20 protein-coding genes are annotated in these 20,762 nt (G+C 61.4%); 11 read left to right on the top strand and 9 right to left on the bottom strand.

Annotated features, from left to right (window positions below; genetic code table 11):
- The first annotated feature begins 263 nt into the window (after positions 1-263).
- Positions 264-1,103, top strand: a complete 840-nt coding sequence (locus CJZ82_RS05635) for a calcium-binding protein (protein ID WP_094554838.1) — start codon at positions 264-266, stop codon at positions 1,101-1,103.
- Positions 1,104-1,159: 56 nt separating this feature from the next.
- On the opposite strand, the gene CJZ82_RS05640 is transcribed toward CJZ82_RS05635, so the two are convergent.
- From CJZ82_RS05640 to CJZ82_RS18845, 3 genes are read right to left on the bottom strand one after another with little or no spacing between them, the layout of a single operon-like run.
- Positions 1,160-1,735, bottom strand: coding sequence for a transposase (locus tag CJZ82_RS05640; protein ID WP_094554839.1), 576 nt, complete (start codon positions 1,733-1,735; stop codon positions 1,160-1,162).
- On the bottom strand, positions 1,708-2,016 hold the full coding sequence (locus CJZ82_RS19310; protein WP_094554840.1) for a transposase: 309 nt from the start codon (positions 2,014-2,016) through the stop codon (positions 1,708-1,710). Before CJZ82_RS19310 ends, CJZ82_RS05640 begins: the two co-directional genes overlap by 28 nt.
- On the bottom strand, positions 1,988-2,218 hold the full coding sequence (locus CJZ82_RS18845; RefSeq protein ID WP_094554841.1) for a hypothetical protein: 231 nt from the start codon (positions 2,216-2,218) through the stop codon (positions 1,988-1,990). The genes CJZ82_RS19310 and CJZ82_RS18845 overlap by 29 nt, the downstream gene beginning before the upstream one ends.
- 167 nt (positions 2,219-2,385) lie before the next feature.
- Between CJZ82_RS18845 and CJZ82_RS05655 the strand changes: the two genes are divergently transcribed.
- Complete coding sequence (locus CJZ82_RS05655; protein ID WP_094554842.1) at positions 2,386-3,192, top strand: ABC transporter permease; 807 nt, start codon at positions 2,386-2,388, stop codon at positions 3,190-3,192.
- Between the two features lie 92 nt (positions 3,193-3,284).
- Positions 3,285-4,658 carry an ABC transporter ATP-binding protein gene (locus CJZ82_RS05660; protein WP_094554843.1) on the top strand — a complete coding sequence of 458 codons (1,374 nt, stop codon included), beginning with the start codon at positions 3,285-3,287 and terminating at the stop codon, positions 4,656-4,658.
- Between the two features lie 99 nt (positions 4,659-4,757).
- Here the strand turns inward: CJZ82_RS05660 and CJZ82_RS17685 are convergent, their stop codons facing one another.
- Entirely contained in the window at positions 4,758-4,967 is a 210-nt protein-coding gene (locus CJZ82_RS17685; RefSeq protein ID WP_143593542.1) for an integrase core domain-containing protein, read from the bottom strand.
- Positions 4,968-5,195: 228 nt separating this feature from the next.
- Between CJZ82_RS17685 and CJZ82_RS05670 the strand changes: the two genes are divergently transcribed.
- On the top strand, positions 5,196-6,299 hold the full coding sequence (locus CJZ82_RS05670; protein ID WP_143593543.1) for a phosphotransferase: 1,104 nt from the start codon (positions 5,196-5,198) through the stop codon (positions 6,297-6,299).
- A gap of 294 nt (positions 6,300-6,593) precedes the next feature.
- Positions 6,594-8,804, top strand: coding sequence for a glycosyltransferase (locus CJZ82_RS05675; protein ID WP_143593544.1), 2,211 nt, complete (start codon positions 6,594-6,596; stop codon positions 8,802-8,804).
- On the opposite strand, the gene CJZ82_RS05680 is transcribed toward CJZ82_RS05675, so the two are convergent.
- Genes CJZ82_RS05680 through psbZ form a run of 3 tightly spaced genes read right to left on the bottom strand, consistent with a single transcriptional unit; the run spans position 8,766 to position 10,268 of the window.
- Positions 8,766-9,569, bottom strand: coding sequence for a glycosyltransferase family 2 protein (locus CJZ82_RS05680; RefSeq protein WP_233130071.1), 804 nt, complete (start codon positions 9,567-9,569; stop codon positions 8,766-8,768). The two genes, CJZ82_RS05675 and CJZ82_RS05680, sit on opposite strands and share 39 nt — an antisense overlap.
- The gene (gene ribH / locus CJZ82_RS05685) at positions 9,566-10,057 is read right to left on the bottom strand and encodes a 6,7-dimethyl-8-ribityllumazine synthase (RefSeq protein ID WP_094554847.1); all 492 of its coding nucleotides are present in this window, start codon (positions 10,055-10,057) and stop codon (positions 9,566-9,568) included. Before ribH ends, CJZ82_RS05680 begins: the two co-directional genes overlap by 4 nt.
- A gap of 22 nt (positions 10,058-10,079) precedes the next feature.
- A complete protein-coding gene (gene psbZ, locus CJZ82_RS05690) occupies positions 10,080-10,268 on the bottom strand; it encodes a photosystem II reaction center protein PsbZ (RefSeq protein WP_094554848.1) in 189 nt (62 codons plus the stop codon).
- Positions 10,269-10,407: 139 nt separating this feature from the next.
- On the opposite strand from psbZ, the gene CJZ82_RS05695 reads away from it, so the two are divergent.
- Genes CJZ82_RS05695 through mutS form a run of 3 tightly spaced genes read left to right on the top strand, consistent with a single transcriptional unit; the run spans position 10,408 to position 13,824 of the window.
- Positions 10,408-10,611: an AbrB/MazE/SpoVT family DNA-binding domain-containing protein gene (locus tag CJZ82_RS05695; RefSeq protein ID WP_094554849.1), complete on the top strand. Its 204-nt coding sequence runs from the start codon at positions 10,408-10,410 to the stop codon at positions 10,609-10,611.
- Positions 10,612-10,622: 11 nt separating this feature from the next.
- Positions 10,623-10,997 carry a type II toxin-antitoxin system VapC family toxin gene (locus CJZ82_RS05700; protein ID WP_233130073.1) on the top strand — a complete coding sequence of 125 codons (375 nt, stop codon included), beginning with the start codon at positions 10,623-10,625 and terminating at the stop codon, positions 10,995-10,997.
- A 34-nt stretch (positions 10,998-11,031) separates the two neighbouring features.
- Positions 11,032-13,824 (top strand): DNA mismatch repair protein MutS, encoded by a 2,793-nt coding sequence (mutS, locus tag CJZ82_RS05705; RefSeq protein WP_233130074.1) that lies wholly within the window; start codon positions 11,032-11,034, stop codon positions 13,822-13,824.
- An 11-nt stretch (positions 13,825-13,835) separates the two neighbouring features.
- Here mutS and CJZ82_RS05710 read toward each other — a convergent pair whose 3' ends face one another.
- Entirely contained in the window at positions 13,836-14,468 is a 633-nt protein-coding gene (locus tag CJZ82_RS05710) for a precorrin-8X methylmutase (protein ID WP_094555000.1), read from the bottom strand.
- Here CJZ82_RS05710 and holA point away from each other — a divergent pair.
- From holA to CJZ82_RS05725, 3 genes are read left to right on the top strand one after another with little or no spacing between them, the layout of a single operon-like run.
- Entirely contained in the window at positions 14,461-15,429 is a 969-nt protein-coding gene (gene holA, locus CJZ82_RS05715; protein WP_094554851.1) for a DNA polymerase III subunit delta, read from the top strand. The genes CJZ82_RS05710 and holA overlap by 8 nt on opposite strands.
- A 31-nt stretch (positions 15,430-15,460) precedes the next feature.
- The gene (locus CJZ82_RS05720) at positions 15,461-17,266 is read left to right on the top strand and encodes an aspartate kinase (protein WP_094555001.1); all 1,806 of its coding nucleotides are present in this window, start codon (positions 15,461-15,463) and stop codon (positions 17,264-17,266) included.
- The gene (locus CJZ82_RS05725) at positions 17,266-18,600 is read left to right on the top strand and encodes a sugar transferase (protein ID WP_233130075.1); all 1,335 of its coding nucleotides are present in this window, start codon (positions 17,266-17,268) and stop codon (positions 18,598-18,600) included. The genes CJZ82_RS05720 and CJZ82_RS05725 overlap by 1 nt, the downstream gene beginning before the upstream one ends.
- 42 nt (positions 18,601-18,642) lie before the next feature.
- Here CJZ82_RS05725 and uvrB read toward each other — a convergent pair whose 3' ends face one another.
- Entirely contained in the window at positions 18,643-20,649 is a 2,007-nt protein-coding gene (gene uvrB, locus CJZ82_RS05730) for an excinuclease ABC subunit UvrB (RefSeq protein WP_094554852.1), read from the bottom strand.
- Between the last annotated feature and the right edge of the window lie 113 nt (positions 20,650-20,762).

Genomic DNA, 20,762 nt, shown 5'->3' on the forward strand with positions numbered 1-20,762 from the left:
TGGCCTGATGGCCGTGGCGCATGACATCAGCCGAATGCTTGGCTGGGTCGGCATCAGCCTGGCGGAGACGGGATGAATGTACTTTCAGTCAGCCCTGTGTCCATGGGAGAACCTGGACAACCAAATTGACACTGGGCGTCGGCGCATAGCCCCAGCGCCACAACTAAATTTACCAAGCATTGCGAAGAAATACTTCAAAGTTCTGCCAGCTTAAAATCCAACTGCTATGCTCTAAAGAAAATAAGATGATTTGAGGAACAGTTATGGCCCAAATTACAGCTAATAAGGCTCTTGATATGCGGCCTCCAGGCCAAAACCAGGGTGATTTTGAGGCGCCAGACCTTGCCACACTTACTCCAAACATCGTACCCATTGCATCTGTCCTTTCAGGCATCACTCCCATTGGCTTGAACCTCCAGGAGGTCTATGGAACATTCAATATTCCCAGCATCTTCCTTGGCAATTTTTCTACTTCAACCATTACTGGCGCCAAGCAGTTCGCAGGATCAACAAACGTCACAGCAGTAGAATATGAGATTTCAGGGATCAACATTCGAGGAGATGTCTTCAAAGCAGCCTTAGAATCCGCGAATCCCTATGGCTTGGTCGTAGACACACTTAGTGGTGCAGACATAATCATAGGCTCAGTTGATAAAGATCAGCTGCTGGGCTATGAGGGCGATGATAGTATCTATGGCGGCCAAGGGAACGATGAGTTAACCGGTGGTGGCGGCAAGGATTTCATTCGGGCCGGGACTGGCAATGACACATTGCAAGGAGGAGGAGCCGATGATTGGCTCAAGGGTGGCAAAGGAGATGACATCCTTGAAGGTGGAGAAGGTTCTGATACTTTCGTGTGGTCTGGGAATGATGACACAGTAAAAGACTTCAGGCTAACCGAAGAAGGGGCTTTCAAAAGGGATTTCATTGAGATCAGGAGCGACATCAATTTCGCCTTTGCCGACAACGGAGCGAATGTCGTAGTTACGATGGATCCGACCGGAAACTTCATAGGAGGCACTTTTACCCTCCTTGACGTGGATTTTGCAGCTTTTACTACGGCAACCCTTACTCCGGCGACATCCCCTTTTGTGATTGTCTAAGAGCCTGTTGCGATAGCTCAGCGCTTGTGCTCTCCACAGGGTGGAATCACGTGTTGTCATTCCTGAGGTGCAGTTGCGCCTCGTTTCTCCACCATTAATCCAGGCGATTTACTTGTCAAGTCTTTCGCGTGGAGAATAGCTTTGTTGTTGGCGTTCGCCGCTTTGTGTGTCGCTGTTGTGGCTGTAGCGGCCCCCGAGCGGTGATCGAGGCCTGAGTGTGGGCTCTTTTCCAGGCCGTCCTGCCGAGCTGGTAGTGCCTCCAGGGTTGGAATGGCAGCCATGCTGTCGGCTGAGAACATGCGCCGGCCCTCCAGCTGCCAGTGCTCGTCCTGCTCCAGCAGCACCGCACCCACCAGACGCGTGATGGCCGCGTCATTCGGAAAGATACCGACGACGCGGGTGCTGCGTTTGACCTCCTCATTGACGCGCTCGATCAGGTTGGTGCTCCAGACTTTTTTCCAGGGCTGCTGCGGGAAGTGGCGGAACGCCAGCACGTCCTCCCTAGCCCCTGCCATCAGCTCAGATGCCTTGGGGAAGCGTTCAGCCAGTGAGGCGGCCAGGTCATCCCAGCGCTCCACCAGGCCAACGGCGCCCTCCTGGCTGATCACCGAGCGCAGGGCAGCCGTGACCATGCCCTGGTGGGCCTTGGGTACCCGCTGCAGCGGGTTCCTGGCGTAGGCGGAAGCCTTCCGCGAAGCGGTGATGAACGGCGGCAGCGCTGCCAGCAGCAGCCCTGGAACATGCAGCGGATGGCCTTGGTCAGGCCCACGTGTGCGTCGCTGACCACGAGCTTGCCCCCAGCAAGGCCGCGCTCCTTGAGGGAACCAATCATGGCCTTCCAGAAGCCCTCGCTTTCGCTGTCACCCACTTGTAGTCCGAGCAGCTCACGGCGGCCGTCGGCATTGACGCCCATGGCGATCGGCGCCGAGCACGGCGGCCACCTCGAGCTCAATCAGCTGCTGTAGGCCGTGGCGCACCAGCTCAGGGATCAGCTCCCCAGCGCTGCTGCCATCCAGTAGCGACGCCAGGACTGAGGGCCAGAATTCGGCATGGCATGGTTCGTCTGGTCTGAGGTGGTACTCGAACCAGGGAAACGTTCCTACCCCCCCTTGCAACGACTGGCGTCTGGGATGTGCGCAAATCTCCGGGAAGTCACACCCGGCGACCCTTTGCCCGTTCAGCAATCGATAGGCTCAGTGAAAGGGAAAACGCGCCCGCTCAGGCGGCTATTCCGCAAACTCCTAACCAAGACTGGTCATCAGTTCCTTTGCTATGCTGAGGCATGATTAAGCTCCGATCAATTCTGTCTTTAGGAAAGGCCTTTGAGCTCATCAGCATCTTGGCCAATAGAGATTTTGAAACGACCTACAAAGGCTCCCTGCTTGGCCTTGGCTGGAGCATTGCCCAGCCTGTCATCATGCTTGCAATCTATACTTTTGTTTTCAGTGTTGTTTTCCAGTCGCGGTGGGGCTCTTTGGGGGGTAATGACAAGACGAGTTTTGCCGTGAATCTATTCGTTGGGCTCATATGCTTCGAGCTCTTCTCCGAGTGTGCCAATGAGTCGCCAGGCCTTATCGTGAGCAACCCTAACTATGTTACGAAACTTAGGTTTCCTCTTGAGGCCCTTGGAGCCGCCAAGGTGCTGACATCTCTCTACAAAGCCCTGATCAGTCTCGGTGTATTGTTCCTTTTCCTGATAGTAACAGGTCATGGAATAAAGATGACTAGTCTTTTTCTTCCGTTGGTCTGGCTACCTTTGATTTGCTTCACTTTGGGCACTTCTTGGCTCCTAGCGGCAGCAGGGGTTTACATTCGAGACTCTCAACAAGTCATTAGCCTCTTGACGACAGCACTAGTGTTTATGAGTGGTGTCTTTTATCCAATTGATACATTGCCTGATCAGTGGCAAGGTCTATTCGCGCTTAATCCATTAGTTACAATAATAAACCAGGCTCGAGCTGTTATTATAATCGGAAAACTCCCTGACTTAGTTACACTCCTCGTTGCTACGACAGCATCTATACTTTTTATGGAGCTCTCGTTCAGAGGCTTCAAGAGGGCTAGTTACAGTTTTGCTGACGTACTCTAAATCGTAAGATGTCCAAGATAAAAAGTCACTCCCTTGTGGTTAGCCTTAGTGATTAACTGATTTCGGCCAAAAGTCATCCTCCTCCATTTAGCATGTCAGAAAGAAATCACAAGATCGCAATCAGAGTCGAGCAAGTATCAAAGTGTTACCATATCTACAATAAGCCGAGCGATCGAATACTCCAGGCATTGAGGCCTAACAAAAGTCGCTACCGCGAATTCTGGGCACTGCGAGATATTAATTTTGAACTTGAAAAGGGAAAGACTCTAGGGATTATTGGGAAGAATGGATCGGGGAAAAGCACATTACTTCAGATTCTCTGTCAGACAATCAGGCCTACCACGGGACATGTTATCACTCAAGGACGTATTGGAGCCTTGCTTGAGCTGGGCAGCGGCTTTAATCCGGAGTTTACAGGATTAGAGAACATTTTCCTGAATGCAGCTCTTCTTGGCATCAGAAAGCAGGAGGTTCAAGCGAGTCTCGATAAGATTCTTGCATTTGCAGATATTGGTGACTTCGTCCGGCAGCCGGTTAAGTTGTACTCTAGTGGTATGGCTATGCGACTGGCTTTTGCGGTACAAACAAATCTAAAGCCTGATGTTTTGATCATTGATGAAGCACTCGCCGTTGGCGATGAGATGTTCCAGAAGAAATGCTATGCTCATATTGAAAGGATGAAGGAGCAAGGAACTTCAATCCTGCTCGTAACGCATAGCTGCCCTCAGATTGTTCAACACTGTGATTCGACATTGTTGCTGCATAGAGGTAGCCAGCGGCTGATTGGAACGCCGCGTGACGTAACTATTGTGTACCAACGAGTAAGTCGCGTTCCAGACGCTCAATGGGATGAAGTGATTGCAGGAACGCTTCGACGCTTGCATCGAGCGGATGACAGCTCTAAATACAATGACCTCCAGACTGAACCAGGGAACGTCCAGTCGCTACCCGACGTAGGCACCTCAGAGTCTGAGGCCTATCTCGATGCCAGCCTGATTTCCAAGTCATCTGTAGTCTATCCTGACGAAGGAGCGCGTATCGAACAGGTCACAGTCACTGACAACCGAGGCTGTATTGTTAATACGCTTCCCTGCGGCACAGACTTCTCGATCCAAGTTGTGTATTTCTTTGATGAGGCCGTGACAGATGTGAACTTCGCCTGTCACATCAGTGGACATACGGGCATGAAGATAACAGGTCAGCGGTATCCGGCAGTTGGCGAATGTTCTGGCACTTTTGAAGCGACTAGCGAACTTTCGATTACCTATCGATTTAGTGGCAGCCTCCGGCCTGGCACATACTTCGTAGGAGGTTCGATATGGCAAGAAGGTCCAGATGAAGGACTTCGATACTTGCATCGTATAATTGACTACAAAGCAATCCGAATCTATGATCACGGCAAGCGCTTTTCGTTTGGTATCTGCGATCTTTCATTGGGGCGGCCGCAGCCGCTAAGAGCTTCCTAAGATAAGTATAAATCCTGTTCTGCAGCTGACATGAGCCATTTGTACCCGTTCAGAGTGAGGTGGGTGCCTTTTCTTGGACAGATTGGCCCCCTTACATCGTTAGCCCAGGGCGGGAGGAACAGGGTTCGGTCTCAGCGTAGACCTCATGGGGAGTTCTGCCTCCCAGCCATCGCTGTAGGCACGCAGGTACACCTCCGCATACTTGACGGTGCGCCACAGCCTCTCCACCAAGATGTTGTCGTAGCAGCGTCTACGACCCGACCAGCTGATCTCAATCTCTTTTTCCTTGAGCCTGCCCACGAAGGCCATAGAGGTGAACTGACAGTGGGGGGCTCATGAAACCACTGAAATGGTCATTGATGAGCTTTTCAAGCAGGTGTCCGACAAAGTCAGTCGAAAGCCCAGCTACAATCGTGATAAAACAAGGGACCTGCCTCGCACGGTGAAACTTTCCAACAAACGCACATACCTCTCAGGATCATTGTCATAGACACCAACAAACAGCTCCCAGCACCCGATCCAGCTACCCTGGCGTCCGTGTTACGCAGATATTTTCAGGCCGATAGCCTCAGTCTGCAACATTGGGAAGTGCAGGCGTTGTTCTACGCTCAGATCGTGGGAGGCACTGAGGGTCTGTTCCACATAAAAGGTGAGGTCCTTATTGCTGGTGAAAGCCGTTCGTGGACAATGGTCGTCAAGCTGATTGCTGCAGAGAGTGATCCCGCTATAGCGTCGACGTGGTTCTATGCGCAACGCGAGGCGCTTGCATATAAAAGCTTGATACTTGATACAATGACCGGCGTTCTGTCCGCACCCAAGTGCTACGGCATTACGCTATGTCAGAATTCTAAGATATGGTTGTGGCTTGAGAATGTCATCGCCGATGAGCCGCCGCTCTGGACAATCAATTGCTATGCAAATGCTGCGTTCGGGCTTGGGGAAGCAGCCGCGTTGCTCCAGCCACAACTTTTCAAAATTCGCGATACACCGTTAACTTACTCCTTTGCTTCGAGCTGGTGCAAGTACTGGTTTCGCTGGTATGGCCTTTCGAGCGTCGACTCCGTTAGAAGAATTACTTCAGCACAGAGCTATGTGTCGGCGCGTCAACTACAAAATGTCTTGCAGCTACTGGAGGAGGCTGGATCGCTGATTGAGCAGTATCACCTCATGCCACAGACCTTTTGCCACCACGATACCCATCGACTGAACTTAATCATCCAAAAAAAAACAAAACCATTTGCCCGGATCGTAGCGGTAGATTGGGCACTTGCCGGCCCAGGGCCAGTTGGCGCAGACGCAGCGGATCTTGTATCGGGCAGCCTGCTCAATTTCTGCTTCGACATGCAGCAGGCAGAATTCCTCGAACTACAAGTGATGACGCGCTACCTGGATGGGCTGTATTCAACTCAATGGCAAGGTGACCCCAAGAAGGTGGAAGCTGGCTACCTTCTGCAAACGGTTCTGCGGTTCGAAGCGTTAGTGCCTGTGTGGCTAGCGCACTGGCTCTCTAAGAAAGAGACCGAAGCAACACAGCGTCGTTTCAATCTCACTGAACAACAGATTGCAGAAACCTGGGTGGCTTTGCTTGACTTCGTGATCGAACGACGAGAAAGACTTGTTCGCCTTCTGCCGCTTCTCTGATCGTGTAACCACTCCATCTACAGTCTGATACTACAGAGTCCGAGCAAGGTTTTCGTACCGATTCAGGGGCAAAGGTATTGGCAAAGCAGCACCGAATCAAGTATAACGTCTACAGACCGCATTCGGCTCTCCAGGGTCGTACTCCCCCGGAGGTCCTCCAGCAATGGAAAGCGGCTTGATCACCCCATCAGCTCTCATAGGGACTGGAGCAGCATCGGCAACTTCCGCCCTCTCCATCAGGCACGACGTCTAGCCAGAAAGACCAGGCGCTTCTCCTTCGTGCACGTGCGGCCGGTGGCACCAGGCCTTCACGATCTGCTCTTCCTGCATCTGCGCCGGCGGGCGGTTGTTGTGCTGCAACGTCTTCGCTCTCAGCCCTTCCAGAGCCTCCAGAGCATCTTCCGCCGCACGGATACACCGGCTGAGACGCCGGGCGACCCCAGGGTTAGCGTGGTAGTGCCCTGCTACAACCACGCCGCTTACCTTGGCCGGCGACTGGAGAGCATCGCCCTGCAGACCTACAACAATCTGGAGGTGATTCTTCTCGATGATGCCTCCAGCGACAGCAGCCTGATCCTGCTGCAAGAATTCCAGCGTCAGCATCCGGAGATCACCCGGCTGCTGGTCAACGACACCAACTCCGGATCCCCGTTCAGCCAGTGGCGCAAAGGCATCCAGGCCGCCAGCGGAACGTTGATCTGGATCGCCGAGAGTGACGATTTCTGCGCCCCGGACTTTCTTGAGAAGATCGTGCCATCGTTCCGCAACGAAGGCGTGATGCTGGCCTTTGGCAATACCGAGTTTGTGAGCGAAGACGGCCAGCAAAAGGTATGGAGCCTCGCGGAATACCTGCCTGAACTGGGTTCGAGGATCTGGGAAAAGCCGTTCGTCGAATCCGCACATCAGCTGGTGCGACGGGTCTGGAACTACAAGAATCTAGTGGTGAATGCCAGTGGCGCGGTCTTTCGACGGGTGGAGGGATTGCCCCTGCTGGAGGATCCAGCCTGGCTGGGCCTGAGGATGTGCGGCGACTGGTATTTCTATCTTCACCTTGTGCGAGCCGGCCTCGCGGCCTACTGCCCTGAGGCCATCAACTACTACCGTCAACATCCCAGCAACACTTCTGTATCCCTTCATGGGAGCGAACGCGATTTGCAGGAACACGTCCTTCTTGCTGAAACTGCCATAAGTCTCTATGCACTGAGCCCGAAGCACCGCGCGCACCTTCAACGCTCCCTGATCCACCGTTGGGAGCACCATCGCAGGGAGCCCATCCCAGGTTCACTTCAAGCCGGCATCGAAGCCTTGAGCATCCACCCGGCGGCGCCAGAAGCAGGCGAGATGGAAAGTGCTCGATTGCCCAACGTGATGATCGCAACCTATGCACTGATCCCCGGCGGGGGAGAAATCCTACCGATCCGTCTGGCCAACATGCTCCACCAAGCCGGCTATGCGGTGACTCTGCTTAATTGTCGGCAATATCCCACCAATTGGGGCATTCGTTCAATGCTGCTGCCTGGCATTCCATTAATGGAACTGGAATCCCTGGAGAGCATGTCGATTCTGATTCAGAACCTGGGCATCGAAATTCTCCACACCCACCATGCCTGGGTGGATGTCACCTTTTGCGAGCTGCTGCAAGGGCTCTGTGAGGTGCGGCACGTGGTAACTTCCCACGGAATGTACGACACCCTGGGCTCTGGGCGCTTGCGGGAACTGAGGGGCCTGCTGGGCCCCTGGCTGGACCAGGCTACTTATGTTGCCGAAAGAAACAAGCCGGCACTGCTGGAACTGGGCATCGCTCCAGAGCGTCTCACCAAGATCCCCAATGCAGTGGACGACATGCCGATCACCCCCGTGCCGCGGGGGCGTCTTGGCCTGGCCGATGACGCCTTCGTGATCTGCCTAGTGAGCCGTGCCATCCGTGAAAAGGGCTGGGAAGAAGCAATTGAGGCCGTAAGTCTCGCCCGGGCGGGCACCAGCCGCGACGTGCAGTTGCTGATCATCGGCGAGGGACCCGAGCGTCATCGCCTGCGAGCCCACGCCGATACCCCCTGGCTTCACTTTCTGGGCCTGCAGCCCAACAGCCGGGATTTCTTCGCCACGGCAGATCTCGGCATCCTTCCCAGCTTCTTCGCAGGGGAAAGCCAACCCCTGACCCTGATCGAATGCCTGGCGGCCGGCACGCCCTATCTCGCCTCCGACATCGGTGAGATTGCCAGCATGCTGGCAACGCCACAAGGCAGTGCCGGCTGCACGATTCCCCTGATTCAGGGCCGTGTTCCAATAGAGGCTTTCGCGAAGGCAATCCTCGCCTACGTGGAGAATCCACAGTTGCTCTGGCACCACCGCCAGCTCGTGCCGCTGGCGGCAGGAAAGTTCAGCGCCCAGGCAATGCTGGCTGCCTACAGACGGGTCTACGCCAAGGCATTGGCGCAGCCGGTCTCGTCCCTCCAACAACCAAAATCAACGCCACCTAAATCCCCAGGTGCGAAAGTATATTGAGGCACTGTGCAGATTAACCAGGGTCAGTCGCAAGCTTCGGTAGTTGCCCCGCCCCCAGGCATGCACCACCGAGGCCACGGGCAGATGCACAGTTCTCCCGTGCTCGCGAAGTCGGCGGGTCAGGTCCGCATCCTCCAAGTAAAGGAAGTAGCGCTCATCAAAGCCGCCCACTGCAAGGAACGAACTCGTGCGTATCAGCATGCAGCAACCGCTCAGGTAAGGCACTTCGAAGACCGCGTGAAGATCCTGATCCGCCATTACATAGCGGCGATCGTAGAGACGTAACCCGGCGGGCTTCAGAAACTCCGGCAGAAAGCGCCGGCTGAGCAAACCAAGCAGGGTGGGGTCCTGTTTACAGAGCAATTGGGACTGCCCCGCAGGATCAGTGATCCTCGGCACTGCCAGGCTTACGTCCGCCTGCCCCTCCAACCAAGCCAGCAAGGCTTCAAAACTGCCAGGAGTCCAGCTGAGATCGGTGTTGAGAGCGCCTATCCACTCTGGCAGGCAAGAGCGTCGCTCCACCTCGCGCACAGCTCGGTTCACAGCTCGTCCATACCCGAGATTGCGCTCGCAGGACAGGAACAGGCCCGCGCCCTCAACCAGCCGATCCACCGGCTCTCCCTCCCGGTGATCATTTGCCACAACGACATAGCTGATCCATGGCGATAGCTGAGCCAAACAAGTGGCCAGCGCCTCCACTTCTTCCTCTCCAGGGTGAAAGGCCACAATGATCAGTAGCAGGCGCACCTCTTGCTCGTGACTCAACCCGGCTGCGCGACTGGCAATACCGCCATCAGGCTGCCCATCTCAAGCGCCTGCAGGGCATAGCTCCAGCCCAGGTTGCTTTTGATGCCCGCCCGCTCCAGGGCCTGCTGCATGGTGTCGGTGGTGAGCACGCCGAAGATCACCGGCACACCGGTGCTGCGCGACACGGCAGCCACGCCCTTACTGACCTCGGCGCAGACATAGTCGAAATGGGGTGTATCCCCTTTGATCACGGCGCCGAGGGTGATCAGCACCTGGTAGCGGCCCGTGGCGGCCAGACGCTGGGCGACCAGAGGAATCTCAAAACTGCCTGGTACCCAGGCCAGATCCAGCTGCTCGCTGCTGGGACTGGTGTCGATGCCGTGGCGGGAGAGAGCATCCAGGCAGGCGCTGAGCAGCTTGCCTGTGACCAGATCGTTGAAACGACCTACCACGATGGCGATGCGCAAGCCGCTGACGTCGGTGAAGCGTCCTTCGAAAACGGCCAAGGGCCTGGTGCGGCGGGCCTGCTCAGACTACGAAATAGCTCATGCCCCAGTTGAGCAGCACCAGGGCCACCCAGGCGGCACCGCCCAGCAGGATCAGCCGGTTGGAGCGACCGCTGTCGTCGGTGCTGGCGTAGAGCACTGGAACCGCGACCACGAGGGCAAACGACATCACCACCAGGGCCAGAACGGTGAGTGTGTTGAGGATCTGCATGGGTCCGGCGGGGCCTGTGCGTGCTGGAAAACGATTGTTTCACGCCGTTACGGCCGATCCAGAAGGCGGCTCTCGATCCTTCACAACTTGTCGGGCAGAACCATTTTACGATTGAAGGATCGATGCTCCTCCCAGCGGAATGTCCACGACGACGCTGTCCTCCAAATTCCAGATGGTTTTGCCCAAGGCCGTACGAGAGCACTACGACCTGCAACCCGGCCAAGTGCTTCAGCTCATCTGCCTGCCCGATCGCATCGAGCTGCTTCCCCTCCAACCCGCCTCTGCCCTGCGCGGGTTTCTCAAGGGCCCCAACAACTTCGAGCGGGAGCAAGACCAGCAGTGAACCAGCGGCTGGTGGTCGACTCCTCAGGCTGGATCGAGTTCTTCACCGGTGGCCCGAACGCTGAGCCGTTCGCCGAAGCCATCGACCAGCCCGAGAGGCTTGTGGTCCCTACCCTCAGCTTGTTCGAGGTGTTCAAGTGGGTCATGCGGGAGCACGGTGAAGGAGCCGCCCTGCAGGCCATCGCCTTGATGCAGCGGGCAGAGGTAGTCGCCCTCAGCACCGAGATCGCCCTCCATGCAGCCCAGCTGAGTCTTGAGCTCAAGCTGCCCATGGCCGACAGCGTGATGCTTGCTACCGCAAGGGCCTTCGATGCCCTGTTGATCACTCAGGATGCGGATTTCAAAGGGCTCGCCGGGGTGAACTGGCTGCCGAAAGAAAAAAGCTGACCCACCTACGATCGCGCTCTGGTGCGGGCGAAGCGTGGCGGAGGAAGCCCAGACACAGTTGTCTCTGATCGCCTCTGCGACGGTGCAGGGGAGCCTGTTCGGCCCCAGCGAGCCTTCAGCGGCCCCTGGCTCTGGAGCATCCACGCTCAACTCAGTGAGCACTGCCCCGGCCGAAACCGAGCTCGACGACGAGGCCCTGATCGCCGAGGCCGCCGCCCGCCCCCGGCAGCGCCACTCCAGGGAAGCCGATCCCAAAGCCGAAAGCACAGAGCCGGTCGATAGGGATCCCGCCGACGCGCTGCCCCCCTGGCACCACCACAGCCTGGTGGATCCTGAGGCGCTGCCGCCGGTGCTGCGTCACTACGTGGAGCTGAAGGCCGCCCATCCCGAGCGGGTGCTGCTCTACCGCCTAGGCGACTTCTTCGAGTGCTTCTTCGAGGACGCCATCCGGGTGTCGCGGCTGCTGGAGCTCACCCTCACCGGCAAGGAGGGGGGAAAACGGATCGGACGGGTACCGATGGCCGGCATCCCTCATCACGCCGCCGAGCGCTACTGCGGCGAACTGGTGCGCCGCGGCTTCTCCGTGGCTCTCTGCGACCAGCTGGAGAGCACACCGGCACCGGGCGCCCTGCTCAGGCGCGGGATCACCCGCGTTCTCACTCCCGGCACCGTGCTGGAGGAGGGGATGCTGGCGGCACGCCGCAACAACTGGCTGGCGGCCGTGGTGCTGGAGCAGGGCCAGTGGGGGCTGGCGGTGGCCGATGTGAGCACCGGCGAGTTCCAGCTGATGCAGCGCCAGGGCAGTGATCAGCTGCATCAGGACCTGCTGCAGCTGCAGCCGGCCGAGCTGCTCTGGCCCAGTGCCGAGCCGAGTGCGCCGGCCTGGGCGCCGGAGTCGATCCACCGCACGCCGCTGCCGCTCACCCCCTTCACCCTGCCGGAGGCGCGCCGCACCCTGCTGGAGCGCTTCGAGCTGGCCAGCCTCGAGGGCCTCGGCCTGGGCGAGGCGCCCCTGGCCCTGAGGGCCGCCGGCGGCCTGGTGCGCTATCTCGATGACACCCAGCCGGCCACCGACGAGCCAGCTGCAGCCACCGCCATTGCCAGCACCAGCCGCAACACCCTGGGTCAAATCCCCCTGGATCGGCCCACCCTTGTGCAGCGCAACGATCAGCTGGTGCTCGACGCCCAGACCCGCCGCAACCTGGAGATCACCCAGACCCAGCGGGACGGCCAGTTTCAGGGGTCCCTGCTCTGGGCCCTGGATCGCACCATGACAGCCATGGGGGCCCGGGCTCTGCGCCGCTGGCTGGAAGCCCCCCTGATGGACCTCAGGGCGATCGAGGTTCGTCAGGAAGGCATAGGTGTGTTGGTGCAACAACGGCCCCTGCGGCTGGCCCTGCGCCGGCTGCTGCGGCCCATGGGCGACCTGGAGCGTCTGGCGGGCCGGGCCGGGGCCGGCAGCGCCTCTGCCCGCGATCTGGTGGCCCTTGCCGATGGACTGGAGCGCCTGCCACGCCTTGCCGCCCTGCTGGAGTCGGTGGACGCGGCCGTGTTCGGCCCCCTGCAACAGAGCGATCCGCAGCTGGCGCAGCTGGCGGCCCTGGTGCGGCACACATTGGTGGTGGCACCACCGCTCAGCCTCAGCGAGGGGGGCCTGATCCACGACGGAGTCGACAGCCGCCTCGATGGGCTGCGTAACCGGCTCGACGATCAGGACCAGTGGCTGGCGGCCCAGGAGCAGGAGGAGCGCCATCGCAGCGGCATCCCTGCCCTGAGGCTGCAGTTTCACCGCAGCTTCGGCTATTTCCTTTCAGTCAGCCGGGCCCGGGCCGAGCGGGTGCCCGAGCACTGGATCCGGCGCCAGACCCTGGCCAACGAGGAGCGCTTCGTCACCCCCGAGCTCAAGGCCCGCGAAGGGCGCATCCTGCAGCTGCGGGCCCGGGCCGCCCAGCGGGAATACGAGCTGTTCAGCCAGCTGCGCCAGCAGGTGGGGGAGCTGGCTGGACCGATCCGCCAGGCCGCCAGGCGCGTGGCCGGCCTCGATGCCCTGGCCTCGCTGGCGGAGGTAGCCGCCACCCACGCTTACTGCCGACCGCAGCTCGAGCACAGCCGCTGCCTGCAGGTGGAGGCGGGACGGCACCCGGTGGTGGAGCAACTGCTGGTGGAAGAGACGTTCAGCGCCAACGATCTGCACCTGGGGGAGGAGGGGCGCCCCGACCTGGTGGTGCTCACGGGACCCAATGCCAGCGGCAAAAGCTGTTATCTGCGCCAGAACGGGCTGCTGCAGCTGATGGCACAGATCGGCAGCTGGATCCCGGCCCGATCGGCCCGCCTGGGCCTGGCCGATCGCATCTTCACCAGGGTGGGGGCCGTCGATGACCTGGCAACGGGCCAATCCACCTTCATGGTGGAGATGGCCGAGACCGCCAACATCCTTCACCACGCCACCGACCGCTCCCTGGTGCTGCTCGATGAGATCGGCCGCGGCACCGCCACCTTCGATGGTCTCTCGATCGCCTGGGCTGTGGCGGAGCACCTGGCGGCGGGGCTGCGGGCCCGGGCGGTGTTCGCCACCCACTACCACGAGCTCAACGAACTGGCCTCACTGCTGCCGGGCGTCGCCAACTACCAGGTGCTGGTGGAGGAAACGGGCGATCACCTGCTTTTTCTGCATCAGGTGCGTCCGGGCGGCGCCAGCCGCAGCTACGGCATCGAGGCGGCCCGGCTGGCAGGCGTGCCGCCCCAGGTGGTGCAGCGGGCCCGCCAGGTGCTCGGACGGATCGAGGCCAACAGCCATGTGGCCGTGGGACTTCAGGCCGCGGCCTAGGGCCTCGGTTGTCAGAAGCGATCCAGCCAGGCCCGGCGGAGCAGGGCATTGCAGGCGGCTCCCACCAGGCCGGCGCCGCCCTTGCTGCCCTCGAGCCGGATCTGGGGCAGATCACTGGCGGCCAGCCGTCGCTTGCTCTCCGCCACCCCCACGAAGCCCACCGGCATGCCGATCACCAGGGCCGGCTGACTGGCGCCGCCGGGCTGATCGAGCAGGCGCTCCAGAGCGGTGGGGGCACTGCCGATCAGCACCACCGCCCCAGGGCAGGCCGCCAGGGCCGCCGCCATGCCCTCGGCCGTGCGCGTGCCTCCCGGCGGCGCAACGGCCGGCGCCCACTCGAGGATGCTGCGCACCGGGTTGGCGAAAGTGCGCCGGCTCATCGGTGTGACGGCCGCAGCGGCCATGGCCGTGTCGGTGAGGATCACCGATCCGGCCGCCAGGGCCTGCAATCCCCGGGCGCAGGCCTCGGCGCTGAAGCGCAGGTCGGCCGCGATGGCCAGATCACCGCTGCTGTGCACAAGGCGCTCAAGCACCTCCTGCTGCACCGGATCCAGATCGTTGGGGCCCAGCCACTGGCGGATGCGCCTCACACTTTCACTGAAGATCGGATGATCCAGATCCAAGCCAGGCCGCCCCATGCCCATCCATCTCTACTGGGGTGACGACGAGGCCGCCAGGACCCGGGCGATCGAAGACCTGATCAACAGGGAAGTGGATCCGGCCTGGCACAGCATCAACCTCACCCGCCTCGACGGCTCCGACGCCGCCCAGGCTTCGCAGGCCCTGAGTGAGGCCCGCACGCCGCCCTTCGGCGGCGGTGCCCGGCTGGTGCTGCTGCAGCGCAGTCCCTTCACCAGCGCTTGCTCGGCCGAGCTGGCCAGCCAGCTTGATGCCTGCCTCGACCTGATTCCCGAAAGCTGCCACCTGGTGCTCGCCAGCAGCGGCAAACCAGATGCCCGCCTGCGCACCACCAAGGCCCTGAGACAGCGGGCCCTGGAAACGAGTTTTCAGCTGCCATCGGCCTGGGATGGGGCTGGGCTTGTGGACCTGGTGGCGCGCACGGCGCGGGAGCTGGGGGTGACCCTGGCGGCGGGGGCCGCCGAAGCCCTGGCGGAGGCGATCGGCAGCGACAGTGCCCGGCTGAGCAGCGAGCTGGAGAAGCTGGCGCTCTACAGCGGCGAGGCACCTGTTCAGGTGGCGGCGGTGACGGCCCTGGTGGGTGGCCACAGCACCACCGCCCTGGCGGTGGGGGATGCCCTGCTGGAGGGGAACGCCGGTGAGGCCATCGCCCTGGTCGACGACCTGCTGCAGGCGGGGGAGCCGGCCCTGCGGCTGGTGGCCTCGCTCACCAGCCAGGTCAGGGGGTGGCTGTGGGTCTGCCTGCTGGAGAGCCGGGGCGAGCAGGACGTGGCCGTGATCGCCAAGGCGGCCGGCATCGGTAACCCCAAGCGGATCTACGTGATGCGCCGGCAGATCCGCGGACGGACCCCGTCCCGACTGCTCACCCTGCTGGCCCAGGTGCTGGAGGTGGAGGCCGCTCTCAAACGGGGCGCAGAGGCCGGTGAAGCCTTCAGAGATGGGCTGCTGCTGGCCACCGCCCGATAATCGCCGCATCACATCACGTCTGCCGAGCGGAATGGCCCTGCTGGTTCAGAAATTCGGGGGAACCTCCGTCGGCAGCGTGGAGCGGATCCAGGCGGTGGCGCGGCGGATCGCCGCCAGCCGGGAGCGGGGCCACGACCTGGTGATCGTGGTCTCGGCGATGGGCCACACCACCGATGAGCTCACCTCCCTGGCGCGGGCGCTCTGCCCTGATCCTCCCCAGCGGGAGATGGACATGCTGCTGGCCACGGGCGAGCAGGTGTCGATCGCCCTGCTGGCCATGGCCCTGCACAGCCTCGGTGTGCCGGCCGTCTCGATGACGGGGGCCCAGGTGGGCATCGTGACCGAATCAGCCCACGGCCGCGCCCGCATCCTTGAAGTGCGCACCGACCGGCTGCGCAAACGGCTCGAGGACGGCCAGGTGGTGGTGGTGGCCGGCTTCCAGGGCACCAGCAGCGGCAGTGCCGGCACGCCCGAGATCACCACCCTGGGCCGAGGCGGCTCCGACACCTCCGCCGTGGCCCTCGCCGCCGCCCTGGGGGCCGACGTCTGCGAAATCTTCACAGATGTGCCCGGAGTGCTCACCACCGACCCGCGCCAGGTGAGCGATGCCCAGCTGATGGAGGAGGTGAGCTGCAACGAAATGCTGGAGCTGGCCAGCCTGGGTGCGGCGGTGCTGCATCCCCGGGCAGTCGAGATCGCCCGCAACTACGGCGTGCCCCTGGTGGTGCGCTCCAGTTGGAGCGATGCGCCCGGCACCCGGCTCACCAGCGGCATGCCCCGGCCGATCGGCAACGAGGGACTGGAACTGGGCCGCCCGGTGGACGGGGCGGATCTGGAAAGCCAGCAGGCGGTGCTGGCCCTCACCCGGGTGCCTGATCACCCCGGGGTGGCCGCCCTGCTGTTCGAAGCCCTCTCCGAAGCCCAGCTGAATGTGGATCTGATCGTGCAGGCCACCCACGTCGGCGCCAGCAACGACATCGCCTTCACCCTCTCGGAGAGCCAGCTGGACGCCGCCCAGGAGGTCTGCCGGGGCCTGCTGCAAGCGCTGGGGGTGGAGGACAGCGCCCTGAGCGCCCAGGCGGGGCTGGCCAAACTCAGCATTTCCGGGGCCGGGATCATGGGGCGGCCCGGCATCGCCGCGCGCCTGTTCGACACCCTGGCCCGCTACGGCATCAACCTGCGCATGATCGCCACCAGCGAAGTGAAGGTGAGCTGCCTGGTGGAGGGAAACCAGGGAGCTCGGGCCCTGCGCGCCGCCGCCGAGGTGTTCGAACTGCAGGAGTACCAACTGCACCAGAACCCGCTCCCCTGCAACGTGAATGATCCGGCCGTGCGCGGGGTGGCCCTCGACCGCGACCAGGCCCAGGTGGTGGTCCGAGAGGTGCCCGATCGCCCCGGCACCGCCGCCGCCGTCTGCCGCGCCCTGGCCGATGCCGGCATCAGCCTCGACACCATCGTCCAGTCGGAGCGTACCCATGGCTCAGCCCCCCAGCTCAGACGTGACATGAGCTTCACCCTGCGCCGCGACGACCTCAACCGAGCCCGCCGGGCCCTGCAACCGGTGCTTGCCCCCTGGCCGGAGGCACGCTTCGAGGAAGGCCTGGCCATCGCCCGGGTCAGCGCCGTGGGTGCCGGCATGCCCTGCACCCCGGGCACCGCCGCCCGCATGTTCCGGGCCTTGTCTGAGGCCGGGGTGAACATCGAGATGATCGCTACCAGCGAAATCCGCACCAGCTGTGTGGTGGCGGAAGCCGATGGGGTCAGGGCTCTGCAGGCGGTTCATGCCTGTTTCCAGCTGGGCGGCCACACAGCCGCTGCGGTGGAGGCCATGGCCTAGTGCACTGGCTCCGTCACCGCCGCTGGCTGGCCCTGGCCGCAGGACTCGATGCCCTCGGCGTCGCCCTGCTGGCCGCCTGGATCGACCGGGAGCGGGATGGCTTCCTCGAAAATCAATTGCCCCTGCTGGTGATGCTGGTGGCGATGTATCTCAGCCTCGGCTGGTTGTTCGGATCGTTCACCCTGGTCAAGCTGCGGCGTCTGCGCTGGAGCCAGCTTGTGCTGCGCCTGACTATCACCAGTGCGGCCACTACGGCAAGTGCTGCAGTGCTGGGCTGGCTGTTGCGCACGCCCCCCGAAGTGACCCTGCTGCACCGCGGCAGCCTGCTGCCACTGTTCGCCCTGGCGGCGCTCTGGAGTGGTGGGGTGCGGTTGCTGTTGCGCCAGCTGGCCCACGCCACCCGACAGGACCAGTGGGAGATCGTCAGCCTCCCCGAGGAGCAAGAGGCGATCCGCAGCGAATGGGAGCGGATCGGTGCGATCAAGGCTCCCCCCATCCATTCGTTCAGCCAGGACATGGCCCAGCTGGTGGCTGGGCCGCCGGGCAACGAGAGCAGTGGCCTTGCTCTCAGCCAGGGGGTGCTGAACCAGCCCGATGGGCTCGACGCCTGCGTCTTGGCCCTGGGGGAGGGCCGACCGGTCACCTCCCTGGCCCTGGCAGCCGAGCAGGAGCTGCAGCGGATCCCGCCCCGCTGGGTAGTGGATCGATGGCTGCTGTTCTCCGATCTCGGCGATCAGGGCAGTGGCGGCTTCGAGCGCCAGCTCAAGCGCTATGCCGATGTAGTGGTGAGCCTCCTGCTGCTGATATTTTGCGCCCCGGTGCTGGCCGTTGCGGCGGTGCTGATCCGCCTGAGCGACGGAGGGCCGGTGCTTTACCACCAGTTGCGCACTGGCCTGCAGGGGAAGCCTTTCGAAGTGATCAAACTGCGCACGATGGTCCCCGATGCAGAGGACGAGGGGGAAGCGATCTGGTCCGGGCCGAACGACGGACGCATCACGCCGGTGGGCCAGTGGCTGCGGCGCACCCGCCTCGATGAGCTGCCTCAGCTGATCAATGTGCTTCAGGGGGAGATGAGCCTGATCGGCCCGCGGCCAGAGCGCCCCGAACTGGAGACGGACCTGGAGCGGCGGATTCCCAACTACAGGTTGCGGCACCGGATCCGCCCGGGCCTGAGCGGCTGGGCCCAGGTGAATATGCCTTACAGCTCCACCGTGGAAGACGCCGAACTGAAGCTGAGCTACGACCTCTACTACCTACGCAACAGTGACGCCTGGCTGGATCTGCTGATCCTGTTAAAGACGATAAAGATTGTACTCAAGGCCTCCGGACGCTGAGTTTCAAGATGCTCAAAGAGGTTGCAGCCAGACACCCTCGCCTCATGCCCTCCCCACCAGCTTCTGACGCAGCTTCTTGATGCGATCGCGCAGGTTGGCGGCCTCTTCGAACTCCAGGTTCTTGGCGGCTGATTTCATCTTGTCCTCCAGCTCCAGGATCAGCTCCGGCAGGGCATCGAGGGGCACCATCGCGAACGAGGCCTGCTCGGCCTCGGGTTGCGGCCCATCATCCTGAGCCCGTCTGGACACTTCCAGGAAGCTGAGGATGGCATTGCCGGCGCGCTTGCCGGCCGGGCTGGGGGTGATGCCGTGGGTCTCGTTGTAGGTCTGCTGGATCGCCCGCCTCCTTTCGGTTTCGGAGATGGCACGGGCCATCGAGTCGGTGAAGTTGTCGGCATAGAGCAGGGCCATCCCGTCCACATGACGAGCCGCCCGGCCAATGGTCTGGATCAAGGAGCGCTCCGCCCGCAGGAATCCCTCCTTGTCGGCATCAAGAATCGCCACCAGGGACACCTCCGGCAGATCCAGACCTTCCCGCAGCAGATTCACCCCCACCAAGGCATCAAAGTCGCCGTTGCGCAGATCCTGGATGATTTCGATCCGCTCGATCGAATGGATCTCCGAGTGCAGATAGCGCACTCTTACACCATTTTCCGCTAGGTAATCGGTGAGGTCTTCGGCCATCCGTTTGGTGAGGGTGGTGATCAGCGTGCGCTCATCACGCTCAGCCCGCAGCCGGATTTCGCCGAGCAGGTCATCCACCTGGCCCTCGGTGGGGCGCACCACCACCACCGGATCAAGCACGCCAGTAGGGCGGATCACCTGCTGAGCCACATGACCCTGGCTCTGGTCCATCTCCCAGGCTCCTGGAGTGGCTGAGACGAAGATGGTCTGGCGGGCCTTTGACCAGAACTCCTCGGCCTTGAGCGGACGGTTATCGGCGGCACTGGGTAGCCGGAATCCATGCTCCACCAGCACCTGCTTGCGGGCCTGGTCGCCGTTGTACATGGCATGGAGCTGGGAACACGTGACGTGGCTCTCATCCACCACCAGCAGCCAGTCGTCGGGGAAGTAGTCAATCAGGCACTCGGGCGGTGTACCGGCCTGGCGGCCTGCCAGGTGGCGGGCGTAGTTCTCGACGCCATTGCAGTAGCCCACCTGCTGCAACATTTCCAGGTCGTAGGTGGTGCGCTGCTCCAGCCGCTGGGCCTCCAGCAGGCGACCCTGGCCCTGGAGATGCTCAAGGCGCTGGTTCAGTTCCTCGCGGATGGCCGCGATCGCCGAGTCGAGCCTGTCCTTTGGGGTGACGAAGTGCTTGGCGGGATAGATATTGATATTTTCTAAGCTCTGCAGGATTTCGCCGGTGGTGGAATCGACATATCGAATCGCCTCGACTTCATCACCGAAGAGTTCAATACGCACCAGCCGGTCTTCGTAGGCTGGGCCGATCTCGAGCACATCTCCCTTCACCCGGAAGCGGCCACGCCCGACTTCGATGTCGTTTCGGGAATACTGATTGTTCACCAGCTCGCGCAGGGAACCTCGCAGGTTGAGAGGCTCGCCCACCTGAAAGCGCACCGCCGCTTTCAGGTATTCCGAGGGAATACCGAGGCCGTAGATGCAACTGATCGAAGCCACCACGATCACATCCTGGCGCTCGAACAGCGAACGAGTGGCGGAGTGCCGCAGCATGTCGATCTCTTCGTTGATCGAAGCCGTTTTGGCGATGTAGGTATCTGAAACCGGAACATAGGCCTCCGGCTGGTAGTAGTCGTAGTAGGAGATGAAATATTCGACAGCATTGTTAGGGAAGAACTCCCGCAACTCATTGCAGAGCTGGGCCGCGAGAGTCTTGTTGTGGGCCAGCACCAGGGCCGGACGGCCGGTGCGGGCGATCACATTGGCGATGGTGAAGGTCTTGCCGGTGCCCGTGGCCCCCAGCAGGGTCTGGTAGCGCTCACCCCCATCGACACCTTCCACCAGGGCCTCGATGGCCGTTGGTTGATCGCCCTTGGGCTCGTAGGGAGCCTGGAGCTCAAAGCGCGCCATGGCCGCTGGTTCCAGGTGGCCCCTGGATAAAGACAAAACTGATCCTAGGAATCAGCCCCTGCTTGTGACCGCCTGCAACACGGTCGGCAAACCGCATCAACCGCATGAACCGC

Origin of the sequence: Synechococcus sp. 1G10, from assembly GCF_002252625.1 — a bacterium.
Classification (GTDB): domain Bacteria; phylum Cyanobacteriota; class Cyanobacteriia; order PCC-6307; family Cyanobiaceae; genus Regnicoccus_A.

Coding starts and splice junctions, on each gene's coding strand:
- CJZ82_RS05655 (WP_094554842.1), top strand. CDS start 2,386: ATGATTAAGCTCCGATCAATTCTGTCTTTAGGAAAGGCCTTTGAGCTC.
- CJZ82_RS05635 (WP_094554838.1), top strand. CDS start 264: ATGGCCCAAATTACAGCTAATAAGGCTCTTGATATGCGGCCTCCAGGC.
- CJZ82_RS05640 (WP_094554839.1), bottom strand. CDS start 1,735: ATGGTCACGGCTGCCCTGCGCTCGGTGATCAGCCAGGAGGGCGCCGTT.
- CJZ82_RS05720 (WP_094555001.1), top strand. CDS start 15,461: ATGGCCCTGCTGGTTCAGAAATTCGGGGGAACCTCCGTCGGCAGCGTG.
- CJZ82_RS19310 (WP_094554840.1), bottom strand. CDS start 2,016: ATGGGCGTCAATGCCGACGGCCGCCGTGAGCTGCTCGGACTACAAGTG.
- holA (WP_094554851.1), top strand. CDS start 14,461: ATGCCCATCCATCTCTACTGGGGTGACGACGAGGCCGCCAGGACCCGG.
- CJZ82_RS17685 (WP_143593542.1), bottom strand. CDS start 4,967: ATGGCCTTCGTGGGCAGGCTCAAGGAAAAAGAGATTGAGATCAGCTGG.
- CJZ82_RS05660 (WP_094554843.1), top strand. CDS start 3,285: ATGTCAGAAAGAAATCACAAGATCGCAATCAGAGTCGAGCAAGTATCA.
- CJZ82_RS05695 (WP_094554849.1), top strand. CDS start 10,408: ATGTCCACGACGACGCTGTCCTCCAAATTCCAGATGGTTTTGCCCAAG.
- psbZ (WP_094554848.1), bottom strand. CDS start 10,268: ATGCAGATCCTCAACACACTCACCGTTCTGGCCCTGGTGGTGATGTCG.
- CJZ82_RS05710 (WP_094555000.1), bottom strand. CDS start 14,468: ATGGGCATGGGGCGGCCTGGCTTGGATCTGGATCATCCGATCTTCAGT.
- uvrB (WP_094554852.1), bottom strand. CDS start 20,649: ATGGCGCGCTTTGAGCTCCAGGCTCCCTACGAGCCCAAGGGCGATCAA.